This is a genomic window from Roseateles sp., from assembly GCF_039595595.1.
Lineage (GTDB): Bacteria > Pseudomonadota > Gammaproteobacteria > Burkholderiales > Burkholderiaceae_C > Roseateles.
Genome location: NZ_JBCNLG010000011.1, coordinates 1 through 24,712, shown reverse-complemented (window position 1 = coordinate 24,712; position 24,712 = coordinate 1). Strand labels below are relative to the sequence as shown.

Annotated in this window: 28 protein-coding genes; 16 read left to right on the top strand and 12 right to left on the bottom strand. The window is 61.5% G+C overall.

Translation table 11 applies throughout. From position 1 onward, the window contains the following. The first annotated feature begins 1 nt into the window (after nt 1). Complete coding sequence (locus ABDW61_RS14830) at nt 2-298, top strand: YrhB domain-containing protein (RefSeq protein WP_343639681.1); 297 nt, start codon at nt 2-4, stop codon at nt 296-298. Nucleotides 299-416: 118 nt separating this feature from the next. After that, a complete protein-coding gene (locus tag ABDW61_RS14825; protein ID WP_343639680.1) occupies nt 417-1,133 on the top strand; it encodes a hypothetical protein in 717 nt (238 codons plus the stop codon). 770 nt (nt 1,134-1,903) lie between these two features. Here the strand turns inward: ABDW61_RS14825 and ABDW61_RS14820 are convergent. The 3 genes from ABDW61_RS14820 to ABDW61_RS14810 all read right to left on the bottom strand — a co-directional run bounded on the left by ABDW61_RS14820 (nt 1,904) and on the right by ABDW61_RS14810 (nt 4,130). Then, nucleotides 1,904-2,779, bottom strand: a complete 876-nt coding sequence (locus ABDW61_RS14820; protein ID WP_343639678.1) for a hypothetical protein — start codon at nt 2,777-2,779, stop codon at nt 1,904-1,906. 23 nt (nt 2,780-2,802) lie between these two features. After that, on the bottom strand, nt 2,803-3,321 hold the full coding sequence (locus tag ABDW61_RS14815) for an H-NS family nucleoid-associated regulatory protein (protein WP_343639677.1): 519 nt from the start codon (nt 3,319-3,321) through the stop codon (nt 2,803-2,805). Between the two features lie 155 nt (nt 3,322-3,476). Beyond that, nucleotides 3,477-4,130 carry a hypothetical protein gene (locus ABDW61_RS14810; RefSeq protein ID WP_343639675.1) on the bottom strand — a complete coding sequence of 218 codons (654 nt, stop codon included), beginning with the start codon at nt 4,128-4,130 and terminating at the stop codon, nt 3,477-3,479. A 227-nt stretch (nt 4,131-4,357) separates the two neighbouring features. Between ABDW61_RS14810 and ABDW61_RS14805 the strand changes: the two genes are divergently transcribed. Further along, nucleotides 4,358-4,597 (top strand): helix-turn-helix transcriptional regulator, encoded by a 240-nt coding sequence (locus ABDW61_RS14805; RefSeq protein ID WP_343639673.1) that lies wholly within the window; start codon nt 4,358-4,360, stop codon nt 4,595-4,597. Nucleotides 4,598-4,884: 287 nt separating this feature from the next. After that, complete coding sequence (locus ABDW61_RS14800) at nt 4,885-5,250, top strand: hypothetical protein (RefSeq protein ID WP_343639671.1); 366 nt, start codon at nt 4,885-4,887, stop codon at nt 5,248-5,250. A gap of 154 nt (nt 5,251-5,404) precedes the next feature. On the opposite strand, the gene ABDW61_RS14795 is transcribed toward ABDW61_RS14800, so the two are convergent. Next, nucleotides 5,405-5,605 carry a hypothetical protein gene (locus ABDW61_RS14795; protein ID WP_343639669.1) on the bottom strand — a complete coding sequence of 67 codons (201 nt, stop codon included), beginning with the start codon at nt 5,603-5,605 and terminating at the stop codon, nt 5,405-5,407. 213 nt (nt 5,606-5,818) lie between these two features. On the opposite strand from ABDW61_RS14795, the gene ABDW61_RS14790 reads away from it, so the two are divergent. Both ABDW61_RS14790 and ABDW61_RS14785 read left to right on the top strand, forming a co-directional pair. Continuing rightward, the gene (locus ABDW61_RS14790) at nt 5,819-6,157 is read left to right on the top strand and encodes an H-NS histone family protein (RefSeq protein WP_343639668.1); all 339 of its coding nucleotides are present in this window, start codon (nt 5,819-5,821) and stop codon (nt 6,155-6,157) included. Nucleotides 6,158-6,398: 241 nt separating this feature from the next. Continuing rightward, nucleotides 6,399-7,091: a hypothetical protein gene (locus tag ABDW61_RS14785; protein WP_343639667.1), complete on the top strand. Its 693-nt coding sequence runs from the start codon at nt 6,399-6,401 to the stop codon at nt 7,089-7,091. 1,056 nt (nt 7,092-8,147) lie between these two features. Here ABDW61_RS14785 and ABDW61_RS14780 read toward each other — a convergent pair. The 5 genes from ABDW61_RS14780 to ABDW61_RS14760 form a co-directional block, all read right to left on the bottom strand. Then, on the bottom strand, nt 8,148-9,197 hold the full coding sequence (locus ABDW61_RS14780; RefSeq protein ID WP_343639666.1) for a hypothetical protein: 1,050 nt from the start codon (nt 9,195-9,197) through the stop codon (nt 8,148-8,150). After that, nucleotides 9,194-9,631: a hypothetical protein gene (locus ABDW61_RS14775; protein WP_343639664.1), complete on the bottom strand. Its 438-nt coding sequence runs from the start codon at nt 9,629-9,631 to the stop codon at nt 9,194-9,196. The genes ABDW61_RS14780 and ABDW61_RS14775 overlap by 4 nt, the downstream gene beginning before the upstream one ends. Before the next feature lie 9 nt (nt 9,632-9,640). Further along, complete coding sequence (locus tag ABDW61_RS14770) at nt 9,641-10,474, bottom strand: hypothetical protein (RefSeq protein WP_343639663.1); 834 nt, start codon at nt 10,472-10,474, stop codon at nt 9,641-9,643. 68 nt (nt 10,475-10,542) lie between these two features. Beyond that, nucleotides 10,543-11,934 (bottom strand): HlyD family type I secretion periplasmic adaptor subunit, encoded by a 1,392-nt coding sequence (locus ABDW61_RS14765; RefSeq protein ID WP_343639661.1) that lies wholly within the window; start codon nt 11,932-11,934, stop codon nt 10,543-10,545. Continuing rightward, nucleotides 11,924-14,101 carry a type I secretion system permease/ATPase gene (locus tag ABDW61_RS14760; protein WP_343639659.1) on the bottom strand — a complete coding sequence of 726 codons (2,178 nt, stop codon included), beginning with the start codon at nt 14,099-14,101 and terminating at the stop codon, nt 11,924-11,926. The genes ABDW61_RS14765 and ABDW61_RS14760 overlap by 11 nt, the downstream gene beginning before the upstream one ends. A 1,243-nt stretch (nt 14,102-15,344) precedes the next feature. Between ABDW61_RS14760 and ABDW61_RS14755 the strand changes: the two genes are divergently transcribed. Further along, nucleotides 15,345-15,815 (top strand): hypothetical protein, encoded by a 471-nt coding sequence (locus ABDW61_RS14755; protein ID WP_343639657.1) that lies wholly within the window; start codon nt 15,345-15,347, stop codon nt 15,813-15,815. Here ABDW61_RS14755 and ABDW61_RS14750 read toward each other — a convergent pair. Continuing rightward, on the bottom strand, nt 15,762-16,778 hold the full coding sequence (locus ABDW61_RS14750; protein WP_343639655.1) for a LysR substrate-binding domain-containing protein: 1,017 nt from the start codon (nt 16,776-16,778) through the stop codon (nt 15,762-15,764). The two genes, ABDW61_RS14755 and ABDW61_RS14750, sit on opposite strands and share 54 nt — an antisense overlap. Before the next feature lie 125 nt (nt 16,779-16,903). Here ABDW61_RS14750 and ABDW61_RS14745 point away from each other — a divergent pair, with 125 nt between their 5' ends. From ABDW61_RS14745 to ABDW61_RS14735, 3 genes are read left to right on the top strand one after another with little or no spacing between them, the layout of a single operon-like run. Continuing rightward, on the top strand, nt 16,904-17,521 hold the full coding sequence (locus ABDW61_RS14745) for an NAD(P)H-dependent oxidoreductase (protein ID WP_343639653.1): 618 nt from the start codon (nt 16,904-16,906) through the stop codon (nt 17,519-17,521). Between the two features lie 15 nt (nt 17,522-17,536). Next, nucleotides 17,537-17,857, top strand: coding sequence for a YciI family protein (locus tag ABDW61_RS14740; RefSeq protein ID WP_343639651.1), 321 nt, complete (start codon nt 17,537-17,539; stop codon nt 17,855-17,857). Between the two features lie 10 nt (nt 17,858-17,867). Next, on the top strand, nt 17,868-18,626 hold the full coding sequence (locus ABDW61_RS14735; protein ID WP_343639650.1) for an alpha/beta hydrolase: 759 nt from the start codon (nt 17,868-17,870) through the stop codon (nt 18,624-18,626). Here ABDW61_RS14735 and ABDW61_RS14730 read toward each other — a convergent pair. After that, entirely contained in the window at nt 18,623-19,549 is a 927-nt protein-coding gene (locus ABDW61_RS14730) for a LysR family transcriptional regulator (protein WP_343639649.1), read from the bottom strand. The two genes, ABDW61_RS14735 and ABDW61_RS14730, sit on opposite strands and share 4 nt — an antisense overlap. A 77-nt stretch (nt 19,550-19,626) precedes the next feature. Here ABDW61_RS14730 and ABDW61_RS14725 point away from each other — a divergent pair, with 77 nt between their 5' ends. The 6 genes from ABDW61_RS14725 (at nt 19,627) to ABDW61_RS14700 (ending at nt 24,243) form a co-directional block, all read left to right on the top strand. Beyond that, on the top strand, nt 19,627-20,268 hold the full coding sequence (locus tag ABDW61_RS14725; protein ID WP_343639648.1) for a DsbA family protein: 642 nt from the start codon (nt 19,627-19,629) through the stop codon (nt 20,266-20,268). A 34-nt stretch (nt 20,269-20,302) separates the two neighbouring features. Then, nucleotides 20,303-21,187, top strand: coding sequence for an MBL fold metallo-hydrolase (locus tag ABDW61_RS14720; RefSeq protein ID WP_343639647.1), 885 nt, complete (start codon nt 20,303-20,305; stop codon nt 21,185-21,187). Beyond that, nucleotides 21,184-21,576 (top strand): nuclear transport factor 2 family protein, encoded by a 393-nt coding sequence (locus ABDW61_RS14715; RefSeq protein ID WP_343639646.1) that lies wholly within the window; start codon nt 21,184-21,186, stop codon nt 21,574-21,576. Before ABDW61_RS14720 ends, ABDW61_RS14715 begins: the two co-directional genes overlap by 4 nt. 24 nt (nt 21,577-21,600) lie before the next feature. Beyond that, nucleotides 21,601-22,572, top strand: coding sequence for an MBL fold metallo-hydrolase (locus ABDW61_RS14710; RefSeq protein WP_343639645.1), 972 nt, complete (start codon nt 21,601-21,603; stop codon nt 22,570-22,572). A gap of 114 nt (nt 22,573-22,686) precedes the next feature. Next, entirely contained in the window at nt 22,687-23,034 is a 348-nt protein-coding gene (locus ABDW61_RS14705) for an alpha-L-fucosidase (RefSeq protein WP_343639644.1), read from the top strand. Nucleotides 23,035-23,379: 345 nt separating this feature from the next. After that, nucleotides 23,380-24,243, top strand: coding sequence for an abortive infection family protein (locus ABDW61_RS14700; RefSeq protein WP_343639643.1), 864 nt, complete (start codon nt 23,380-23,382; stop codon nt 24,241-24,243). Nucleotides 24,244-24,387: 144 nt separating this feature from the next. On the opposite strand, the gene ABDW61_RS14695 is transcribed toward ABDW61_RS14700, so the two are convergent. Beyond that, a complete protein-coding gene (locus tag ABDW61_RS14695; RefSeq protein ID WP_343639642.1) occupies nt 24,388-24,531 on the bottom strand; it encodes a hypothetical protein in 144 nt (47 codons plus the stop codon). Nucleotides 24,532-24,712 lie beyond the last annotated feature (181 nt).

Genomic DNA, 24,712 nt, shown 5'->3' with positions numbered 1-24,712 from the left:
CATGCTGAACTACGAAGACGCCATCGCGACGGCGGAGAAAGAACTTGCAAACGCCGACGATCTACCTGGCGGCGACTCGCTGGTGCTGCTGTTGCAGCACACCATCGAACGCCCGTTCGGCTGGGTCTTCTTCTACACATCGCGGCTGTACCGCGAGACCGGCGAGGCCAGGTATGCACTGGCTGGCAACGCGCCCTTCATCGTCAACCGGCGCTCCGGAGAGGTCGTGATCACCGGCACAGCTCGGCCTGTGGAGCAATACATCGCTGAGTACGAGGCGCGCTTCGATCTGACCTGAGATCGCCGGACGCTTACTGCGCAGCGGCGGTCGCGACCAGTGCCTGCGGTCAAGGTTCGCCGGCACGGTGGTCACGAGGTACCAGCACGAGCACTAGAGTTCCCATGGGAGGGAAGCAATGGACAAGTTCAGTGTTAGGTTGGGGTTCTGGGGGGCGGCGCTAGCGGGGGTCTCGCTGCTTGGCCTATGCGCAGCAGCGGCCTATTGGCTGACGTCCGCGGGAGGCCAGGACCGCTGGGCAGACTTCGGCACACTCTTCGGCGGCGTAGCGGGGCCGTTGATTTCGCTACTGGCATTCATTGCGGCCGCATGGGCGGTCACGTACCAAGCCGATCAACTCACAGTGCTGCGAGAGCAGGTGCGCAAGCAGGAGGAGCAGACCCACCATCAGGACCTGTTGCGCACGATCGAAGCCCTCGCGGCGGCTCTCGATGCCTCGCTGCGGCAACCGGCGCCACCAAGTCGATACGGCTTTTATCCGGAGGGATCTTCGATTGGCACGGCCCTTGGATGTCTAGGGCCACGGAGGGTGTTTGGTAACGGCAAGAACTGGCTTCCCGTCATCGACAACATGTCGGAGCCCGAGGCGATCGAGGCCAATGTGAAAGCGTTGCGGCCCGCGAGCCTTGCGGTCGTCACGGACTTGAACTCGGTGTCGTGGTGTTTGGTACGACTTTTGCGCGCTGGCGGGCACCCAGACGTGCTTGACTACTACCGAGCCCGCTACGTCTACCTGGTCCGGGATCTCCGGACGCTGTCACTTCACTGCCGCTCCGAGGTCGAGGAGTTCTTCAGCGAGGTGCCATCCGGGAGCGACGAGGAGGAGCCGTGGTGAGCGGGGCCGTGGGCAAATCGTGTATCGTCGATTCGCTCAATTGGGCGTCACATAGGGAGATAGGAATGACAAAGTCAACGTGCATCAAATGCGATGGGACGATCTTCGAACTCAAGGTAGTGGAGCCCCAAGGCTCAAAGTTCAAAATGAACTTCGTTCAGTGCAAGTCCTGTGGCGGCGTGGTTGGCGTTCAGGAGTTCTACAGCTCGGGAGCCCTGATCCACAAGTTGGCAGAGAAGCTTGGCGTGAAGCTCAGTTGAAGTGTCGCCAACCAGTGGCAAGGGCCTGGAGGTCACAGGCCCATTTTGTTTTCTAGTGCAGCCGCGCGGCCTCGTGGCCGACCAATCCCAGTTGCCGGCCCCGGCGCGCGGGGGACTCGCGCCAATAGCGCGTTCGTCTACGCAATCGCCGTCACGAGGACAGCGTTCTTTTGAGGGACCATGGCGCTGCCACGGGCGCTGTCATCTGCGACCGATACCCATTAGCCGCGCACGCTGCCGACGGATTTCGCGCCGCGCCGCGCCTCTCCGTTTCGGCGACAAGCCTCGTTCCAAGGCCCGAGCCAAGCGCTGTCTCAGCCTGACACAGCGCAGCTAGGCGCGCAGAGTGCCGCCCTTGTGCCCTCGTGCCCTCGTGCCAGCTTTTTGCCTATCAGCCGTCCGCTTTTACTGATCGATCAGGTTGACCAAGTCGCCGCGGCTCGACTTAGCTGTTCAAGCCAAGTTGGCGATCCCGGCCGTGCTCGCCAGAAATGACTCCGACGAGCCGCGCTACGGACTCGACTTTTTCGCGTGCTCGGGGTAAGCATCGAAGTAGAGTTGGATCGCGTCGTTCCAGCAATCCAAAAGTTGCGTTCTGTGGCGCGCGATCCAGTGCTGGAGCTGAACCCCTCGCTCGTCGAGTTCACCGACAAAGGGTTTGAGACTGAGAATCTCGAAGACTCGGGTCTCTCCACCACCCCGAAATATAACCTTTGGGACTGCGGACGATTCTTCACAGAAGACGAGGGCCTTCGACCTTTCTAGAGGATGACTTGAAGGAATCAGTTTTTCAACCTCGTGCAGCGCTGCGGGACTCGGGAACACGAAGCCATATTGACGCATGGCTGCCCGGCCATGAGCTTCGAAGTCGTAAGGTTCAAATCGACCGCCGACGTTGAAATCCACCGCAGTAATGCAGCGAGCTGGAACGGCTCCGAAGTACAGCCACCAAGTCGCCTCCTTCGTGATGGCCGTCCGCTTCAGCCTCTCGGCCTCCTTGCGAGGGGTCGTCTCATTCACAATGCACGACAAGCCCATCGCCCTGACATACTGCTTGGGCTCCTTGCGGCGACTCGCATAGTCCACAAACGACATCAGCCACGGATTGGACTCGTCCAGTTCCACCGTGAGTCGCATCTGAGTCTTGTTGAGGGTCCGGGCGTTGCGAAGAGGCGCCCGCGCTAATCGTTCCTGCCAAGCGATGGCCCTGGCGGTTAGTGTCTCAGTGCCGAGGGTGAGCCCGTGGCGATCGGGCTCCGGATCGGTCGTGAACCAGACCACATCTTGCCTGAGCGAACCATCTGCGTGCTTGAGATGACCCCTTGAGATAGAACTGGACAGAATTGCCTCGCCCATCGAGGCGGCGGTGTAATGGAAGAGCTTCACGTTGATGTGCGGAGTCCGCGGACTCAGGGTATCGCGATGAGAAGCTCTTCAGGGGTCCTTCCGGACGCAAGGGCTTCGTTGAACCACTGCGGACGCTTGCCAACTCCGGTCCACGTCCGGCCGTCCCCGCTGGCGTACTTAGCGACGCCGCTCGCGCGAGTCTTGTCCCGCTTGCTCGGCTTGCGAGATGTCGAGGCGGTCCGGCCTGGCTGAGCGACCAGCATGTCCTCCGCGGGCCGTCCGCTCGCCAGCGCGGCAACGAACCACTCAGGACGCCTGCCAACGCCGCTCCAAGTACGGCCGTCGTCGCTCTGGTACTTGGGTTGGCTACGGACACGTTTCGCCCCCGCACCTGGGAATGGGGCCTCTCCTTTCACTCTGCGTCCCGGGCGCCCGAATAGCTGTTCGGGCGACAGGTCGTAGTGAGCGATGGCCTCACGAATACGGACAACGACTGCCGACACTTCTTTGGCTCGCAGCGAGTCCGCTTCTTTCTGCAGCCGATCGATTTGCGTCAAAACATGTTGCAGGGACCTCGGCATGAATGGCTCCTTTTTGGCGTTTATACCAGGCGCTCGTGACGCTCGGGGCCATTTAACCAGATTCCAATGACGTTCCAGCCTCAGTTGCTCTGAGAAGGGAAGAAGTCGCCGCGACATCGCCCAATCGAGCCAGAGCGCGACCAACGAGAAGCGGCTTAGGTTCTCGGCATATCGGCACCTCTTGCCTGGAGGCCTTTGACGAAACCGGCCAATACCGAAGAGGAAATCGCCTCGCGTACTCCGATGATTGTCTTTTTTGCCACGGGTCGCTGTATGTATCCGTCATTAGCAAGCACAGTGGTGTGAACGGGCTTCCCAATGAACAAGTCAATACCGGAATTCGACTTCATGGCATCTTCGACGCGTTTGGCGTCAAGGACGTAGGCTTGGGTCCAAGAGCATCCGCTGCCAATGCTATTGAAGCACTTCTTATCTTGCAGATCGCCAGTTGCACTTAGCTTAACGCCGTCAATATATATCTCCGTCCAATCGGAGAAGTCGCCGCCGTTGGTGAACTGAGCGATCAATTGGTACTGCGGAATGAAATTCTCGGTTTTGTTGGTCAGTGCCAAACTGAGCTTGACATTGATCCAGCCGATCGCCTCCGGTCCTGAAAACCGAGTGGAGATACTAGAAACCAATGGGGAAGAGTAAGTTTTCACCTTGGAGCACGACGGACATCCAGGGTATCCACTTGTGAGCTTGATGCGCTCCTGCATATCCATCTCGGATATCGATTGCGGCGTCGCCGCACACCCCGCCAATACAACAAGGGCGAGAACTGAAATAGTATAGGTATGAATATTCATTAATCCCTATCATGTTCTTGTGGTTAAGACCTCGCGTTCGACGTTAGGTAGGGTCGGGATGTCCGAGCGATAAACGCGGCGCGCTGCGTCGCTGGGGGAGGCGCAATGTCAACGCGCTGCGGACAGGCGCTCGACTCGTCGAAGCTCTCGGCAAAATGTATACGAACGTATAAAGACCTGAGCGTGAATTCTTCATAACTTCAGCCCCTTTCTAATTGAGGGGTGCTGTGGGGCCTGCCGAAGCATTTGGGCGCGCATTGCGCCATAGGCGACGAGAGGCCTCGCTGACCCAAGAACAGCTGGCACTCGAGGCGGGACTTGAGCGCGTTTTCATTTCATGGCTTGAGACGGGTCGGCAGCAGCCCAGCTTTCACACCATGATCAAGCTCGCGGCCGCGCTCAATTGCTCCGCAGCCGAACTTGTCTCGGCGGCCGAAGCACTGATGACCAACGCTTCCGAGGCATAACAAGTCCTCCGATCCAGCTTTAGCCCGTGGCGGCGCCCGAGACGGATCACGACTTCTCGGGCTTCGAGCGGCCGGCTCGCCCGTTAGCGAACTACTGCCGCCTCATCCGCGAAAAATGAAATGCACTTGGACGTTCGAGCGCAAGATGCATGAGGCGGAGCGGCGTGGAGCGATGGCGACGCCAATCGACCGTGAGAAGGCGGATTGCGCGGTCATGTAGCGCCGGCGCTTTGACGTGTCAGGGGAGCCGTTCGGTAGCCTGTCGTTTCCAATAAGATCGCGCGACCATGGAACGCGATCTGGCCGGGGCCACTATCTCTGCTGCGGAGTTCAGCCGTTTGGCTATGGCCTGCCGACACGATGTCCGCTTCCCTCAGACGTTTGTCGACTGGTGCGAGCTCGTCAATGCGGGCAATCAAATGCTGATGGCACAAGGTTCGCAGATCGTCATCATTCCGATAGAGGTGGATGATTTCGTAGCGTGGTGTCAAAGGGTCGATGTCTCGCCATGCCTTGACGGACTTCGTGCATACCTCATCCTGATCCGGCGGCGGCAGCATGTTCCTGGCAAGTCGCCGACGGGCCCAAGGGCCAAGCCTCGGGCCTCGCAGCGGCGTACTCCGCCGGAAAAAGGATCTTCGCCGCCTTCGTAGGGGGCGCGCCCGAGCCTAACTGCGCTGACGCACGCGATAGGCGCGACAAGCGATCGTGATTCAACCTGATCAATTCGAGTGCCATGTGGTCTCCCAGAATCTGGCCCCCAGCGATCAGCAGGTTTCCGGCTTGATGTCTCGCAGCCGGGACTGCCTAACGGTCAGGCGGTTGATGCGTCATGGCAACCATCGCGTCCAGGACGGCCATGCGCGCGAGTTCCTCATGCTTGTACTCCCCGTCGAGGAAAACGCGCACCGGCGGTCCCACAGACTTCGGCGGAGTCAGCACTAAGACAGGCACATAACTGCCGTTGGGCCGCAACTCAGCGTCGACATCAGCGTCCCAGTCGTCCATGCGGTCACCCTTTCAGCCAACCCGGCCGACGAGGATAACGCTTACGCGAGGGGGCCACAGGAGCGGCTCACGTTACGCGCGGGACATCCGCCGCTGGGGTAACTGGGCCACGGGAGTCTGGAACGAATGGTCATCAAGACCGGAATATGCAACGGGGACGGCGGCGATCCCTACAGGTAGGATCGTGGACCAAATAACTGTCCCGAGGATCCCGTGTCGAACGTTGATGTGACCAAGCTCTCGTATGCCCAGTTGGTGGATCTGAGCAAGCAGCTTGAGCGGCAGATCGCCGAGAAGAGAAGCGAGGAGCTGAAGGTCTTGGTGGACGGATTTGCCAAGAAGTTGGAAGCCGCCGGGTTCACCGTTGCGGAAGGCGCTGAGGCGCTAAAGCCGTACTTGCCAGTAGCCAGCCATGGCGGAAAGACCGCACCAGTGCGCTACCGCAATCCTGCAAACCCGGCAGACACATGGTCGGGCCGCGGGCGGGCACCCAAGTGGCTGGCTGACCTCGAGGCACAGGGGCGTGGTCGGGAAGAGTTCCGCGCCGTTTGAGCCGCCTGGCAAGGACCATGATTCGACGCTAACGGCAAGAGGCACATCCGGTCTTTCGACACCAACAAGTTTTTGGTCTCCTCTGCGAGAAACCAAAGCGGAAATGCGCTCGGACTGGCTGCTAGCATTGCCGCGGTCCCCGTGGCGGTCGCAATCACCGCCGGGCTTGGCCTGACTGTGGTGGGCGCCCCGCTGGTGCTGATCGGCTTGGCGACGGGAGTGGCGGTGCAGGTGATCTGGAATGCCTCTGGTGGCGCCGACTTTGCGGAGAACCAAGCGCGCGCTGCACTTGGGATGTCTCGGTGAGACCCCCAGACAATCTTCAAACCCTGAAGGGCACGCCCATCGCTATGGCGGTCGCCGGCGTGTTGATCGTTCCGGCGATGTGGACGTTTCTGCTGGGGCCGCGCGCCGTGCTCACCTTTGCGCCGTTCACCGGCATCCTGTTTCTGCTGTCGGGCGTGCACATGACTTACCGAAGCCGCGGCGGCTGTCACCGACCAAGGACGGTATACCCGTCGCGCTGACACCTGTCATCGACCTTGAGCGGCATCAACTGCGCCCGCTGCCCGTCACCGGCAGTCAACCGACGCTCGGCCGGATTGCTTTCCTGTCCGCCCTTGCGCTTAACGTGCCTCTGCTGCCGCAACTGAACGGGCTGCAACGCCACGACGTTATGTGGCTCGCAATGCCGGTGCTCGGCGCTGCGGTCACCTACGTGCTGACGACAGGCGTAGGCCCGTCGCTCGCGCGAATTCTGGCGCTTCGAGCGTTGGAGCGGCGTACAGGCCAACACTTCACTACCGCCCGTCTCGATGAGTTAAGCGCCATGCGCCGCACCCTGTGGCTTGCGCGATGGTTGTGCCGCGAGGAAGACTTGCATACACCTTCGCCATCCGGGACAGGGCAAAAGGGCGTACGACAGCGCTGCTAACTTCTTAGGACGCAGCGAGCGATCGAATCGCAGGCGACGTGCGGCACCTTGATCAATTTATGCTCGCCCGCACCATTCATCCGCCATTGGGACAGGCCTGTGCGAGTAGACGAGCAAGAGACTTTGGGTAGCCCCGGGATGCCAGTCGGACTGCAAAGTAAAAATGCGGCAGTGGACACCGCGAAAGATCGAGTACGCGGTCCCAGTGCACACACACACTGGATATGAGCAGGCAGCAAACGCGTCGATTGCCATCCAAGAACGGATGGACAAGGAGAAAGTCGGACACGAGCTGGGCGAGTCGAACGAAGTCGGTTGAGCCGGCTGCCACTGCGGCGGCTCGAGCCAGAAGACGTTCGCAGTGACGAGCAATGTCCCTATGCACTGCATACGGCTGAAATCCAGCCATGTCGACATCTCGAAAGGACCCGACAAGAGCACCCTGAAGCGCGCCATGCGCCTTTAGCAGGCCATCGACGCTGAAGTCTTGAAGGCGTGCCGGAACGCAGTTCACTACGACCTGCCCGTGAAGCTTACTCCGCAGCGCCTCCATTGAGGCTTGTGAGGTAGCTGCTGTAGGCTCGAAGTCTTGAAGATCCCAAGCCACGTACCTCTCGGTCCACCACCGACGCTCTATGGAAGACCTCGAGCGTCGAATACGGGCGAACATCCTTGGCTCAGCCGCCTGCAGGCAGTCTGTGGTCCATCGATGGAGAGGTCGTTCGTGAGTTGGCAGAAAGATGTCGAACTTCCCTTGATGCGAACCCAGTATTAGCCCCGGCTCATCGGATGAGGTGACGAACAGCACAGGACCGTCGCGCCATGCTGGACCTGGTGCGTGCGCAGGCGCATGAGCAACTTGCACCGCAGCGAGCCTGGCCCAAGTGGCAAGCCGCTGGACATCTCGATACGAAGGCGAGGACGCCGGAGGACGGCCGCTCAAGCAGTGTCGAAGGTCGATGGCGGCGCCGAACAGGCGAGCTGCAGTTGCAATGCATGCATGCAGCTCTGTGCCGCGGGTGCGTGGGCGAACCCAGGGAACTTGAGGTGCGGCGGTCATGGCAGCGCATTGGTTGCCAGGCGAGCCCGATGCCAATTCAGCCAACGAGAGACCAGAGACGCACGTTGGCCAAAGGTCAGGACATTGGGAAACACGCTGGTCGCCAGTGCCTGGCAGGCTCCTTGAGCGAGTTCCACCGGCAATGCGCTGCCCGTTTCAGCCAACCTATGAGCGACGAGAGGAAGCAACAACGTGGCTAGCGCACCCTCCAAGTTCAAAGGCTTGGTCTCAGATCGATCAAGCATTCTCGCGCCGGCAAGCAATGCCTCTCTCGTGGCAGACGCGTCCAGCCATCTTGTTGCGATGAACCCATCGGTGAGATCGGCGGACATCAGCAGCTGGAGGAATGCTTCGCACCTTCCGGAAGAGACCGCCCTGTAGAGTTCATAGTGGGTCCGCACATCCGCACCCAGGCATCTCAGCGCAGACTGGATCGGGGCCTTCAGGTCGCCAGCAACATGCAAGCTATACCGAACTGCGACTCGCAAGGCTCGCAGCGCGCGGACCGGGTCGTGGGCCAACGATCGCTCTGGTGAGTCCACGAAGGAGATCCGCCGGGCAACGAGGTCGCGCACGCCACCACAGGGATCGACCAGCCGCCCAGATGTGAGATCGAAGTAGATTGCGTGGATCGTCAAGTCGCGCAACCGCGCATCTTCGTCTACCGAGCGACTTGAGAACTCGTCGCCTCCGTCGAGATAAGCGAACTCTCCTCCGGTTTCTCCCCGCTTGCGCAGCGATGTCAGCTCAAACTGCATTCCTGAGACGCCGACTCGTATGGATCTGAAGCGTTGCCCCCAGGGCGTATGCTGAGGAAACAGTCGCGCCAATGCAGTCAGTGGCAGATCGGCGACCAGGTCAAAGTCCGCTGGCTCGCGCTGAAAGAAGATGTCCCGGATAGCGCCACCGGTCAGGTAAAGCCGCCCCCCAGCTCTATGGACCCGCTCGGCAGCCTCAAGCAGCGCACCATTGAGTTCACAGACAGCCTGCACGGCTCGGCCCAGACACTGGAAGGCGGGGCCCTGATCGGTGGCACCGGCCGTCATCGACCTTGTTTCCGCTCCGTCTTGACTGACATCTTCTGCGTGTTCGCCTGCGCGGGATCGCCGTTCGTAAGCGTCAACGTGCCAATCAGCGAACCCTCTTTCAGTGACCCTTTAAATGCCCCGGATGACAGGACCGGGGTTTCGGCCACAGGGACATCGAAGGTCAGTTCTCCCGTCTTCCGATTCAGACGTCCGTTGAAGACTGGGCGAGGCGCTTGGTCGCAGTTGCCATCTACGAGCCGGAACAGGCCCGTGATGTTCGAACGGGTTGACTTGTCTCGAACGGACCAGAGTTCGATGTCATAGCCTCCGCAGTCCCCAGATTCTGAAGATTGCTTGACGTTGGAATACAGCCCCAAATACTCAAATTCAGCGGCATGAGCATTGAAGGCAAGAACGGAAACAACAAGCGTGATGATGGCTTTTAAGCGCATGAGTTGCTTTCAGTGTCCGGGCGCCGGGGGGAAAACGTCAAAGTGGACGTGACTGTTCATAGTGTCAAGGTTTGCGGAGCGAGACCATTCTCCGCCTGGCACCAAGCGAGAGAAGTTACCTCCTGGCCCTTCCACGTAACGAACGTTCGGATCATTCATGGCGGCCAACTTGATCTTCTGTGCCAGAAGGAAGCCGTCGCCGGAGGTGCCGACGTGCACGCCGTTGATCCAGTTGATGTCCACTGCGTCGCCGACTTGATGGTTGGTTCCAACTGTATGGGTCTTGGTCGTCTCGGAAACGGATGAGAGGTTGACTGAAGAGATTCCGTCGGCCGTGCTCATCACGTTGTTGAACGCGGCCTCCATGGTCGGCGTGACATCGTTCTCCACACCGGGAGTAACCGACACTTGAACGGCCCAGGTGTACTCGCCACTGGCGCCAATGAAGACGTCCGACAAATGCTGGCTTTTCGCCTCGGTCGTGGCCAGTTTGACGCCACCCCCGATGTCTGGAGAATCCGACGGGTCCCACGGCACCACTTCAAGGCCGGACTGCACGTAATTTTGGTTGATTTGTTCCGGGTAGCTTAGCTGCTCCCATTCTTGGACACTCGACGAGTTAATGGTCGCGTGCCACTCCTGTTCAACGTTCGCCCAATGCGCTTCCCGAGATTCAATCCAGGCGTAGTCTTCCATCCGGTCTCCCGCGTCAGAACTACCAGCAGAGGGCTGCTGCTGGTTATTGTCGTCGGGGAAATATAGGTACATCGCTTCGCCCTCTAAAAGGGTCTGCTGCTCTGTATTGAGGTTCTGACTATTCAGCAGGTCAATGTATGACAACATAGCTTTCTCGTCTTCTTCTTTCTCGCTGGTAACGGCCAGCCACCGTCTTGGGGGTTATCCCCGGAGTTTTATTTTTCCTTGAATGTGTTTGTCGCTGCGGACTTGAGCGGGGACCAGAAGTACTCAAATAGTCGACGCCTTCCCGTCTTTACCTCCGCTATCAACGAAAGTCCCGGCACAATGTTGATGCCTGCGGTCTGAAGCTCTTGGCGAGAACTCAGAATCTTCACTTTTGCCGGATAGAAGAGCCCCTTCGACTCTTGCGCTACCGCGTCCGAGGCCAGTTCTTCAACTCTTCCTCGAACGGTCCCGTGCTTCGAAAATGGATAAGCGTCGATCTTGATCTCGGCCTCACTTCCGATCCGTAGATTCGCTCGGTCTTTGCTTTCGATCAAGACGTCCGCCAACAGTTCGTCTCCAAGCGGGACAATCTGAGCAACGACTGCATTTATCTGAACGTTTTCTCCCGGGCCGTGCACGGCCAGTTGTTGCACGGTTCCCTCGATTGGCGACCGCACGTAGGAATGCGCGAGGGAAACTTCGCTTCGGACCTTGCCCGCAATCGCGGCCTCCAATTTCTCTTGGTTCTCGTCCATGCGCTTTCGCAAACCATTCCGCGTGTCAGCAAGGAAAGTTTGAATCTTGGCATTTGCCTCCTTGGCCGATACCTCCGCCTCATGACGGCTGGCCTGCGCTACCGCCAATTGGGCGCGCGTGTCTACCAGGACGCGTGACTGATCTAAGTCTGAATGCTTTGAGAGGAATCCGTCCTTGACCAGTTGCGCGTAGTCCGAAGTCTTCTTTTCCACAGCGGGTAGACTTGCTTGAATCCGCGCCACAGACGCATCCGCAGATTTCAATTCAGCCACACTTTTCTCATACTGCAGACGAAGAAGTCGGAGTTGTGTGAACTCTGCCGAATACTCGGCTTGCGCGCTTGCGCTTAGGCGGTCGCTGACTTCGGACAAAACTTGGCAATGAGTCTCTAAACAGTCGGTCAGTGCAATGAGTATGTTGAGATCCCGGCGGACGTCCTCTAGATGTGCGATCTCGTGGTTTTGTTTCTCGATGTCCGCTCGAACTTCTCCGGCATCGATTTCGAGGAGCACATCCCCCCTGTGAAGCAGCCCACCATCGTGTGTTCGCAGCGCAGTGACCAAGCCGCTGGTTTGCGCCTGCACTTGTTTCGTGTGACTTCCGGGAATCGTTCTACCTTGCGACACAACGACAATGTCAAGTTCGACGAAGGCGAGCATCAGTCCGGCGAGCACGACAAGCACGCAGACCGCTGCCGCCGCGATATGCGGCAAAGGGTGCGGCGGTGATTCCTGAATAGCCAGCACATCGGGCAGGAAACTCGCCTCGGAGCGGCTAAGTTGGCGAGTCTCCAGCGCACGTCTAGCGGCCCAAGCGCCCCGGATGACTCTCTTATAGCGGGCCGCCAGAATGCTACGCAGCATTGGCTGCCTCCGCGGACGGGCTCGGATTCGTAGCCCCTAGGGAAATAGGCCTGACATTTGCCTGAATCTTCCAAAGGTGGGCGTACAGCCCAGATCGGTTAATCAGATCGTCATGGCTTCCGAATTCGGCAATCTGGCCACGTTCGATCGTGATGATGCGGTGGCAATGCCTTACAGCGGATAGGCGATGGGCAATGATGATCGTCGTGCGGCCTTGGGAGATCTTGGCCATGTTGCCTTGAATCACGGCCTCGCTTTCATAATCCAGCGCGCTTGTTGCTTCGTCAAATATTAGAATTCGAGGGTTGCGGAAAAGCGCGCGAGCAATTGCAATACGCTGACGTTGCCCGCCCGATAGCGACGCGCCGCGTTCGCCGACGATGGTGTTGTAGCCATTCGGCAACTCCATCACGAAATCGTGCGCACCGGCAAGCTTCGCAACCTCGATGACTCGGTCCATCTCCGTATCGGCCAACTCTGGCGCAATGTTTTCCCGGATCGATCTATTGAATAGCATACTGTCTTGGAGCACTACACCAACTTGCGACCGAAATACCCCCTTGTCGATATTGCGAACGTCCACTCCATCGATCTGAATGGCGCCCTTTGTAGGCGAGAGTAGTCCTTGAAGCAGTCGCGCCAAAGTACTTTTCCCCGAGCCGCTCCGGCCTACGATGCCCAAAGATCCCCCTGCAGGAATATTGATAGATACGTCGCGTAGCGACGGGGAAATCCCGCCTGGATATGTGAACTCAAGGTCGCGGATCTGGATGTTTCCTTGCAAGCGCGGACTGACATGTGCCGCCTCACCGGATTCAATTGGTTCGTTCAGAATATCGGCGAGCTTTCCCATGGAGATTCCAGCCTCCTGGAATTGCAGCCATAGCTGGGAGACTCGCATGATCGGCTGAGAGACCCTCCCCGCCAGCATGTTGAAGGCGATGTACATTCCCAGTGTCATCTCTCCGGCCATGACTTCCCCGACCCCGAACAGCAGAATGAATGCGGTCGAGAGCTTTGAGAGCATCGAGATGCACTCATTGCCAACGCTGGCAATCTGGGACGCTGAGAAATTGGCGCGCGTCTGGGCGGCCAACAGCCGATTCCATAGACGTTCGGTATAGCCTTCCAGACCGGACGATTTGATGGTTTGAATCCCGCTCACCGATTCGACCAAGGTGCTCATCGCTTCGGCGCTTCGCTTCTGACGTAGCTCTAATCGCTGCTTCAATATTGGGCTTATGACGGCGGTAACCAGGAAATAGCAAGGGAGACCTGCTGCAACAATCAACGTTAGCTTCGCGCTATAAACTGAGAGAATTACAAGATAGGCGAGCGAAAAGACGACATCGATGACGAGGGTGAGAGCCGTCCCCGTTAGCAATTGCCGCAGCCCGTCAAGTTCCTTTACCTTCGATGTAATGTCGCCGACACTGCGGCCTTCGAAGAAGGAGACTGGTAGTTTCAGCAAGTGCCGGAACAGCGCACTGCCCAGTTCTACGTCGATGCGATTAGTGGTGTGCGTCAGTACGTAGCTGCGGACTAAGCTGAGAACACACTCCGCTATAGCGACTGCGGCCATACAAGCAACGATCACATGCAGGGTGTCCGTGGCGTGATGAGCAATTACCTTGTCCATTACCCCCTGCGAAAGTAGAGGGGCGGCTAGCGCTAACACTTGGAGTAGTAGCGATACCCCGAACACTTCCGCCAACAACTTCCGGTGTTTTATTAGTGAGGGGATAAACCAGCTAAAGTCGAGGCGGTCGGCCCGCTGATATTCAGAATAGAGGCTCTTAAATACGAAGCCAGCGTCACCTATTGCAGAGCAAACGTCCTGAATCCTCAGCGACCTGGATATTGCGCGCCTCCCATCACGGGAGGCGACCTGTACGGTTTGCTCATTGGCTTCCAGAACTAAAAGGAAGCCGCCCGTGTTTTGTGGAATGAGGATCGGTTTAGGCAACCGAACCAGGCGCAGGGGCGTCAGTGTGACCGTCTTCGAAGCGAGCCCCAATTGGTGAGCTCTTGTGCGCACATCGTGGCTTTCGGACTCTCCTGAATCTATTCCCGAAGGGCTTTCGGCTGAGCGCCCCTCGGGAATTCGATGAAGCTGCGCAACGATCGCCAATGCCTCGGAAAGTGAAAGCGCGGGTAACGAAGACATTTCGCGGATGTGCTAACCAAACGAGCAAGAGTGTGGTTGTGGTCGCACCGGTGGAAGATCCCCTAAAAGGGGGGAATTGCGATTTTCAACACAAGAATATGGAGCGCTCGGTGGGAGTCTCGTTAAATCCACATTCAATTCTCGTTAAGTTGTTGAATGGTGATTAAAGAGCCTTCTCGCCACATCGCCAAGTGCATTGGCGAAAGGGAATGGCAGGCGCCTGCTCATCTCGGGCTGGTCCGGGAGTGACAGCCACGTAGCCGATTCGGGAGGGCTGCGCAACTTGGCTGAGATCGCTTAGGCGTCCGGGTGGCAAGGGGCATGACGCCAGAGACATCGCATCTGCGCACGGTCCACTCGCAGTGCGCAACACCTGCGGGGATTAGTCGACGAGATGCGCGCTGCTAATGCGCAATTGCCGACGCAGGTGTCGATGTCCTTGGAAGCGTCGTCGGCGCCGCGACTCCATAGCCTCAACGAGGCGGTGGCGGCCACCATGGCTGTTCACTGATGAATGCCCGGATCTCCGCTGCGAGGTCGCCCAAGATTGGGCATTGCTCGATCACTTCCATTGCCGCGTGGGCCCACGTTTGGGCTCGCTCCGCTGCGATCTCGCGACCAGACAACCTGAGCTCACGAAACAGCAGCAGGTAGGCGGCTAGATAGTCAATTGCGAGGCGAGGTTGGGGGAAGCTCCAGACCTCCTGCTCGACGCTGTTCCAGTCACGTGCCACCGTGCCGTCGCTTCGGCGGTAAACGAACTGTGTGGCGACCTCTGAGTCCAGTTGGGCAAGCAGTTGGTCTACCTGTCGATGGTCAGTTGGTGCGGACGGATGCAGGGCCGTCCATAGGGGGCTATTGAGCACTGCCAGCGTCTCCGGATGCAGGCGTCCGATCAGCTGGGCAATTGATGTGGGCGTATGTCGCCCCTGCGCATATCGCTCCCAGTCCCGGCGCGACCCGCCCGCGTGGGCTCCGAACTGGCGATAAAGCGCACCCGGCGTCAGGGCTCCGGTCTGGAGTACGCAACACCGGTACCAAGCGCGCCTGCGGAAGCCTTCAATGACCGCGTGTTTCTTCGGGCGACCGGTGCGCCTCGCCCCTCCCTCGGACATTCGTTACCTCGACGTTCAGTCTGACCGCGGGCGTCCATTACAACGAGTTCGACGTCCCCGTCCTGTCGCAGGGCGGCTCGATCCTCGAACTGGACAAGTACTGGGGTGTCGCGCTGTCCGGAAGGTACATGCTGTCGATCGATGGTCCGTCGCTGCACGCGATGGTCCACGAGGGCCGCTACTTCGAGCCGCCGCTGCGCCTGCCCGGTGCGGGGAGCTTCGACCCGAAGATTCAAACCTTCGTCGTCGGCGCGCGGGCCCCTGTCGGCAACTTCGTCTGGATCGGCGAGGCCGGCGAGAGCCGCTTCACGAATTTCACTCGCGGCAAGAACCTCGGCATCTCGCTGGGCGTGGACTATCAGCTGTCCAAGCGGACGGTGCTCTATTCGCGCCTCGCCGTCGCTGAAGACCGGCAGGGCAACGTGCTGCCTATCGTGGGCGTGACGCCAGCGGGTGCGAGGCCGATCAATGTTTCGGGTGGCCCTGATGCGATCCTCGCCGCGCTGGGTTTGCGAGAGACGCCAGCCTTCAACGGCGTCGGCATCTCACCGGACGGCAGGTCCAGCATCCTCGCCCTCGGCATGCGGCATAGCTTCTAAGACACCCTGACCCGTTTCGCCAACCTCATGTCCGACGACGTCAATGAACTCGCGATGGGCCCTGGCCATCGACTTGGGAAGCTCGGCCGCCAGCAGGTCGACGAAGGCCTTCACCGCCGGGACCATCCCTCGACGGCTTGGATAGACCGCGTGCAGTTGGTGGTCCGGTGGCCGATGGCCAGGCAGCAGGTCGATCAGCCGCCCCTGCCGGAGATCGTCTTCGCAGACGTGGAAGGGCAGCTGCGCAACGCCCACGCCGGCGACGGCCATGCGCGACATCAGGTAGACGTCGTCGGTCGCCAGGCTGGGCTGATAGTCGATCTCGAGCGGCGTCCCCGCGGGGGACACCAGGCTCCACCGAGGCCTCTCGCCCCGCACACCCGCAGGGCCGACGCCTCGAACGCCGCTCAAGTCCTCTGCTCTCGCATACGGTCCGTGGCTGGCGACAAAGCTCGGGGCGGCGACCAGGATCTGGTCGCTGTGCCCGAGCTGCCGGATGACGAGGTCGGAGTCCTCCAGCGCCGAGCGGATGCGGATTGCGACGTCATAGCCCTCGCCGATGAGGTCGACGCGGCGGTTGGTCAGGTCTAAGTCGAGGCGCACCTCCGGATGGGCCAGCAGGAAGGTCGGCAACAGCGGCGCGACGAAGAGATGGGCCACGCCGATGGGACAGCTGACCCGCAGCCGGCCCGAGGGCTTGGCGTGGGCGCGCGCGGCCACCTCATAGGCCGCCTTGGCCGAGGCTGACATGGACTCGCAATGCGCGAAGAAGGCCGCGCCGACTTCGGTCACGCTGACCGACCGCGTGGAGCGCTGCAGCAGCCGCACGGCCAGGCGCTCCTCCAGTTCCGCCACGCGCCGGCTCAGCCGCGACTTCGGGATGCCGAGGGCGCGCGCCGCACCGGAGAAACCGCCGTGCGTCACGACAGCGGCAAATAAGGCCAGATCGTTCAGGTCTTCCATTCGGGTCTCATGTGGAGGCGGCCGGATTGTCCTGAAAGCAGAACGGTCCGTCTCGCGCGCGATGACTAGTGCAGGCACCGGCCTCTTTTTATCGTGCCTGCCATCGCTACTCCCTGCACAGCTTCATGAATATCTTGCACCTCGACGCCAGTCTCGCCGCCGATGCATCGGCCTCGCGCCGCATCAGCCAGCTCATCGTGGACGGCTTGCTGCGACAACATCCCGCCGCGCAGATGCGCTATCACGACCTCGTCGCCGAAGGCCTGCCGCACCTGACGGGTGCCATCGCCGCTGGCTTCCGCGGCACGGTCCCGCCCGGCGACATCGACGCTGACATTGCCGCCGAGCATGCCCGCTCCGAGGCGCTGGTCAGCGAATTCCTCGATAGCGACCTCATCGTCATCGGCGCCCCCATGTACAACTTCTCGGTGCCAAGCCAGCTGAAGGCCTGGATGGACCGCATCGCCCAGCCGGGACGGACCTTCCGCTACACGAGCGACGGCCCCGTCGGCCTTGCCGGAGGCCGGCGAGTCGTCGTCGCCTCCACGCGAGGCGGGGTGTACTCCGTGGGAGCGGCTGCCGGCATGGACTTCCAGGAGTCCTACCTGAAAGCCTTCTTCGGCTTCCTCGGCATCAACGACGTGCAGATCGTGCGCGCGGAGCGGCTCACCAAGGGGCCCGAACTGCGCGAGCAGTCGCTCGCCGAGGCCGGTGCAGCCGTAGCCGCCGTCCTCGCCGGCTGAGAACGCGAGGACGCCATGCTCTTCATCGTGACTTTGAACTACCGCGCCGCGCAGGCGGACATCGCGGCTCAGCTGCCCGCCCATCGGGACTGGCTGGCTCGACACGTCGCCGCTGGGCGCTTCGTCGTCGCGGGGCCGCTCGAACCCCGCACCGGTGGCCTGATCCTGGCCCATTGCGAAGACCGCGCCGAACTCGACGCCCTGCTGGCCGATGATCCCTTCGTGACCTTCGGCCTCGTCGACGTTGCCGTGCTGGTCGCCGCGCCAGCCCTGCGCCACGCCGATTTCCCGCCGCGCTGGGCGCTTGAGGCCCAGGCCCTGACAACACCGCTTTGAAAGGAATCTCATGCTCCGCGCTCTTCGTTTCTGGCTGGTCTGCAGCCTCATGTCCGCGTTGACTGTCGCCGCCCATGCCGCACCGGCCCGCGCCGACATCGTGCTGGTCCACGGCGCCTTCGCCGATGGATCAAGTTGGGCCCGCGTCATTCCGCTGCTGCAAAAGAAGGGCTACCACGTCACGGCCGTTCAGCTGCCGCTGACCTCGCTGGCCGACGATGTCGCCGCCACGCGGCGCGTCCTCGACCGCCAGACCGGCCCTGTCGTGCTGGTGGGCCACTCCTGGGGTGGCGTCGTTGTGTCCGAGGCGGGCAATGCGCCGGGTGTCAAGGCGCTGGTCTTTCTGTCGGCCCTGGTGCCGGACAGTGGCGAATCGGCCCAGGCCCTGCTGCAGCGCCTGAACGCGCCAATGGAGGGCATGGCGCCCGATGCGGCGGGACTGATCTGGCTGGACGACGCCAAGGCCTTCCGCGACGTGATGGCCGGTGACTTGACGCTGCCAGCTGCGGCCGCACTCGCGGCCGTCCAGAAGCCGTTGGCCGCTCGATCCTTCGCTGATGCGGTGTCGCATGCCGCCTGGCGGGACAAGCCGAGTTGGTATCTGGTGACCTCGGCCGACCATGCCCTGCCGCCCCGCACCCAGCGCCTGATCGCCGGCCAGCTGAAGGCCAACACCGAGGAGATCGCGTCCAGCCATTTGTCGATGGCCAGCCACCCGGCCGCCGTGGTCGCCCTCATCGACCGTGCCGCCAGGGCGGCGGTCCGTTAGGTGCTCAGTGCGGTCAGGAAGTCGACGAACCGCTTGACCTTGGCCGGCCGAAAGCGCGCCGCGGGATAGACGACATGGATGCCTCCGCTCGGCAAGGTCCAGTCTGGCAACAGTTGCACCAGGCTTCCCTGTGCCAACTGGGCGCTCACGGCGTAGTCCGGCAGGACGGACAGGCCGGCACCCTGGGCGACGGCCTCGCGGACGGCCAGCGTCGCGTCGAGCCGGATGGCCGCGTCCACCTGCACCGCCCGCCGCTCGCCACCCGCGTTGCTGAACTCCCAGTCCAGCGGCGCGGCCAGGGCCGAGTTGGCGACGAAGGGCAACTCGGCAATCTGCTCAGGTCCCTGGCCGGGATCGAGCCGGCGGGCCCAGTCCGGCGTCGCCACGAGCAACTGCCTGAAGCCGCCGATCTGGCGGGCCTGCAGCGCGAGGTCCTTGAGCCAGCCGACGCGGATGGCCAGTTCCGCTTCGCCGGCTTGCAGGTCCAGTGCTTGGTCGGTCAGCCGCAGGTCCACCTTGCATTGCGGGAAGCGGCGGCTGAAGGCGACAGCAGCCGCGACGACGGTCGTCAGGCCGTAGTCCAGCGGCGCCGTCAGCCTCAGGGTGCCCGAAGGTTCGCTGGGCACGCCGGCCAGTTCGTCGAAGGCTTCGCCCGCCTCGCGAAGGATGCGTGTGCAGCGCTCGTAGAAGGCCTGGCCGGCATCCGTTGCGGCGACACGGCGGGTGCTGCGGGTCAGCAGCTGGGTGCGGAAGTCGCGTTCCAGCCGCGCCACCTGCTGGCTGACCACAGCCTTCGTGATGCCCAGGCGTTCCGCCGCGGCGGTGAAGCTGCCGGCCTCGACCACCGCGGCGAAATAGGCCAGCCGCTTGAGGTTGGCGAGATCGCTCTGATGGCCTTCAGTTTGATTGTTTGCCGTTGGCATACAGAAAGTCTAGCAATGTGCCATTTTTCTTCTGAATGCTCCTTCCTACCATGGGCGCATCCATCGACGAGACCGCCATGCAAACCACCCTCCACTACGTCTTCGATCCCCTCTGCGGCTGGTGCTACGGCGCCAGCGCCACGCTCGCCGCCATCGCGGCGGCGGGGACGGTCCGGCTCGGGCTACTGCCCAGCGGCCTCTTCCAAGGACCGGGCGCCCGCGCCATGGACGACGGCTTCGCCGCCTATGCCTGGTCCAACGACCAGCGCATCGAGCGCCTGAGCGGCCAAATCTTCTCGCCGTGCTACCGCGACGAGGTGCTGGCCAATCGCGAGCAGCGCTTCGACAGCGGTCCCGCCACGCTGGCTCTGACCGCCGTCCACCAGACGGCGCCGGAGCGCGAGATGGAAGCCCTCAAGGCCATCCAACAGGCGCGCTATGTCGAAGGCCGGGACATCACCCGCACTGACGTCCTGGCCGAGGTGCTGCAGGCCCTGGGGCTCAGCGCTGCCGCCCAGGCGCTGCAGGGGCCGCGCGAGACCTTGGTGAGCGCTGCCGACGCCCGCATCGCCGAGGCACAGGCGCTGATGCGCCGCTTTGGCGCCCGCGGCGTCCCTAGCTTCGTGCTCGAAGACGAGGGGCGTCAGCAGCTCGTGCATGCCAGCGCCGTGTATTCCGATCCGCGCGCCTTCATGGCGCAACTCCAGGCCGTCGCCTAAAAGCCCATCGCCGCACCTCATCGAAAGGAAACTCATGATGACCCGCCGAGACTTTGTCCAGACCGCCGCCGCGGCCGCCGCCATGGCCGCGACCTCGCATGAGGCCAGCGCCGCCGCCCTGCAGTGGCGCCACCTGCCGGCCGGCGAACGCGGCTTCTACCGCGCGCCGGTGCTGCTTTCCGGCGCCCGCGAGGCCATCCTCGTCGACGCCGGCTTCTCGCTGCCCGACGGGCGCGCCGTAGCCCAGGCCATCCAAGACTCCGGCAAGACCCTCACCACCATCTACATCAGCCAAAGCGACCCCGACTACTACTTCAGCCTCGGGCCCATCAAGGCGGCGTTTCCGCAGGCCAAGGTCATTGCCGCCTCGGCGACCATCGCGGCCATCCGCGGCAATGTCGAGAAGAAGCTGGCCGTCTGGGGCCCGCAGCTCAAGGAGAACGGCCCGCAGACGCTGGCCGACATCGTCATGCCCGAGGCTTTCGACGGGCCCTCGCTGCAACTCGAAGGCCATGCCATTGATATCGTGTCGGCACAGGGCTTGGACAACCGGCGCTACCTCTGGGTGCCGTCGCTGCAGGCCGTGTTCGGCGGCGTGCTGGTGTTCTCGGGCCTGCACGTGTGGACGGCCGACACCGCGACGCCCCAGGCCCGCGCCGCTTGGGTGCGCAATCTGGAAGCCATGGCCGCCCGCCGGCCGGCCATCGTCGTGCCGGGGCATATGGCGGTGGACGCCGCGACGGACGCCTCGGCCATCGCCTACACGCGCGACTATCTGCTCGCTTTTGAGCAGGAACTGCAGAAGGCCGCCGACGCTGCGGCTCTGATCGCCGCGATGAAACAGCGCTACCCGTCGGCCGGACTGCCTGCGGCGCTGGAGTTCGGCGCCAAGGTCGCCAAGGGAGAGATGAAGTGGTGAGCCGCTCCAACCTCGACGTCGTCGCCGCCCACTACGCGGCCTCCGACCGCGGCGACGTGGACGCCATGCTGGCCGACGTGGCCGCCGATGTGCACTGGACCGAGATGGCTGGCTTTCCCTGCGGCGGCAGCTATCGCGGCCCTGAAGCGGTGAAGCAGGGCGTCTTCGCCCGCCTCGGGGCCGAATGGGCGGGCTACCGATTCAAGCTCGAGCGGCTGATCGACGCCGGCGACCACGTCATCGGCATCGGCACGTATTCCGGCACCTACCGCGGCACCGGCAAAGCCATGCAGGCACGAGTCGCCCATGTCTGGCGCCTGGCCGGCGGTCAAGTCGTCGCCTTCGAACAGTTCACTGACACCCTGCTTGTCCACCGCGCCACGGTGTGAAGCTCCCTGCCCAGAAAGGCAAAGATGATGAAACGTCGCCAGTTCCTGAATTCCGTTGCAGCCTTAGCGAGCGCCGGCCTTCTGCCCAACGGCGTCGCCTGGGCCCAGTCCACCGCCAACTTTGGCCTGCCAACGCTGCCGAGCGAGCGCTTCCGCCGTGTGCGGCTTGGAGACATCGAGATCATTGCGCTGTACGACGGCGCCACCCGCCTGCCCCTGCATGAACGCTATGTCACGAACGCGCCCTTCGCCGACGTCAAGGCGCTGGCCACGTCGCTCGGGCTCAGCACCGACTACGTCGAGCTGACGTTTACGGGCTTTCTCGTCGTCGCCGGTTCGCGTCGCATCCTGCTGGACACGGGGCTCGGGGAGGTTGGTACGCCGAGGGAGACCACGGGCCATCTGCTGGACAGCCTGCGCCAGGCCGGCTTCGCGCCCGGGGATATCGACACGGTGGTCATCACGCACTTCCATGCCGACCACATCAGCGGGCTGCGAAACCGCTCCGGCGACTTCGTGTATCCGAATGCCAAGGTATGGGTATCAGATCGCGAGTACACGTACTGGATGAGCGACGAGCAGATGAAGGCCTCACCCGATCGCAAGTGGGCATTCGAACAGGTTCGGCGGGTCTTCACCGGCATGCCGGAATCGATGCTTCGGCGCTACACGCCGGGGCAAGAGATAGCGCCGGGCGTCTTCTCGATCCCAGCGTACGGCCACACGCCGGGCCACACAATCTACGAGGTGAGAAGCGGCGGCCGCACGTTCCACTACATCGGCGACATGATCAACGTGCCCGCCTTCTTCGCCCGCCACCCGGAATGGATGGTCGCCAGCGACATCGACCCAGAGGCATCGCTGGCCGAGAGGCAGAAGTTCCTCGCCCGAGTGGCGAAAACCACAGACTTGGTCGGCGGCTTCCACTTCCCGTTCCCGGCCATTGGTCACTTGCGGCCACTGGAGCAGGGCTTCGAGTTCGTGCCGCTCGCCTGATCCTCGCCTTCGAGACATCTGTGGGTCGAATGCGGGCGGCATTCGCTTCTGCGAAGGCAACGACCGCATCTGTGACGAGAAGGCCCCGCCACACGACCCTGCGTTCATGCGCCAGTGGTTCCTGCGCTGCCGCGACCTCATCGACAGCTACCGAGCCGACTCCGTCTCAACCGCTGGCCCTACCAATACAAGCCGGCGTCAGCGGTGATCCACCTCCTGTGCGACGTAGTGGCGAAGAACGACAACCTGCTGCTGTCGATCCGCCTGCGTGGCGACGGCACGGTCGACGCCAACGAGCGACGGATCCTTGACGACCTGGGCGACTCGATGGGCCGCAACGGCGAGGCGATCCACGGCACGCAGCCCTGGCGCAGTTCTGCGAAGGCCCTACGGGCGCGGTCAGCATCGCCGCACGCCCCGCGGCTCACAACGAGGCTTCTTGCCGTGAGAACGGAGCCATGAAGAAATCCTCAGAGTATTCCTCGGACGCGCTGCCAGACTATGAGTGGCGCCGTAGGGAAACTGCGGTAACTGCCTGAAGGCGCAGAAGAAATTCTGGCCACGCCCAAGTGGAACTGATCACTTCCGGCCAAAGATCCGCGACTCATCCGGCATCGTCTCTCGTCCTCGTACCAGGACTCTAGTCGCGAGTTGCCGACACATGAACAGCAAACGGCCAAACTTTGCCTCACACCTCGGTCAAACCTTGAGTGAAGTCACACGTGGTTCAGAGCGCGCTTACGGCGCTGGATTCAGCGTTCGGGTTTGCGCTTGAGCCGGTGGCTACGGGGATTGCCTAGAAACGGCGTGCTGGCCAGCTTGGCTTCCAGGGCCGCGAATCTTCACTACAGACCGGCGGCCAGCATCGTGATTCGCTTCTATCAAGGTTCCGGTTCTGGTGAGATCCAAATACTGGATGATGTTTTCTCGTTAGGTGACTGGCAGCTGTTGAAAGCGAAGACAGCTGAGTACCTTCGAATAATTGGTGATCCTCAAGCTGCTCGATTCCTCGAGAGTCGAGACTTCGAGTTCAAGCGGGGGACCAACAACTTTGGAGACGAGTTCTGTGTTCTCTTCCAGATGCTGCCGATGCAGCAATACGCCGAAGCGCTGACACAGAAGGAAGACTGGCAGGTCGAAGAAAATGCGAGGGCCGTGGCCGCAGCGTTGCAGACCGTGGCGAGCGAACACGTCAGGTTCGTAGCAGTAGATCTCGACAAGTCCTTGGGACCTACTTCGGTCCCTTCACCGGTGCTGAAGATCACCTCAGCCACAGTTGAACGGGCGCTCAACGACGCCGAGCGTCTGGTCGCCACAGAAGGGCCGACGAGCGCCGTTGATCGGGTGCACGCCGCCCTTCATGGATACCTTCGTACACTGGCAGATCAAGCGAGCATCGCCTACGCAGACGGCGCCAGCATCACGGAGATGTTCAAGCTGGTACGAACGCAGCATCCAATGCTGTCATCGACTGCTACCGGGCAGTCGTCCATCGACAAGATTCTGAAGGCGCATGCCAACATCGTTGATGCCCTGAATCCCTTGCGAAATCACGCCAGTGTGGCGCACCCAAACGACGAGCTACTAGAAGAACCAGAAGCGATGCTCGTCATCAATAGCGTGAGATCTCTTCTCCACTATCTCAACGCCCGCACCGGGGTTCGAAAGTGAAGCAGGCCTCTAGTGTGTCGTTCGAGGAGTTTGCTCAGCGATTAAATGGCAGGCGGAAAGCAGGCGAGGACGACAGCCAAGGAGTCTTGCTTTGAGGAATGGCCTGTTCTAGGGCCACGGCTAGGCGCCGTTCTAGTTTACGGCTCAGCCTTTTACTTTCTCAGGCTTGCGCTTGTTTTGAAGTTCCCGAATCTCTTTGAGTGCGTCGCGCATTGCCTGATGAAATTCGGGGAATCTCTCCTCCCGGTTCATCTTGTTGATGAGACGACCAAGTTCACCATGAGTCATACAACTCGGCTTTATGGATAGTTGGACACAGATGACCCAGGGTGCGTGATGGAGCGGGAGTGTCAGGAATTCTGTGTTTGAGGCGCTTCTACGAGGCTACGAGCCGGTCCTGGTGAATCGGTCTGCGTAGAGGATGGCAAATTGGTTCATTGCCTCTCGCCAGTTCTTGGCGGCGCGGCCC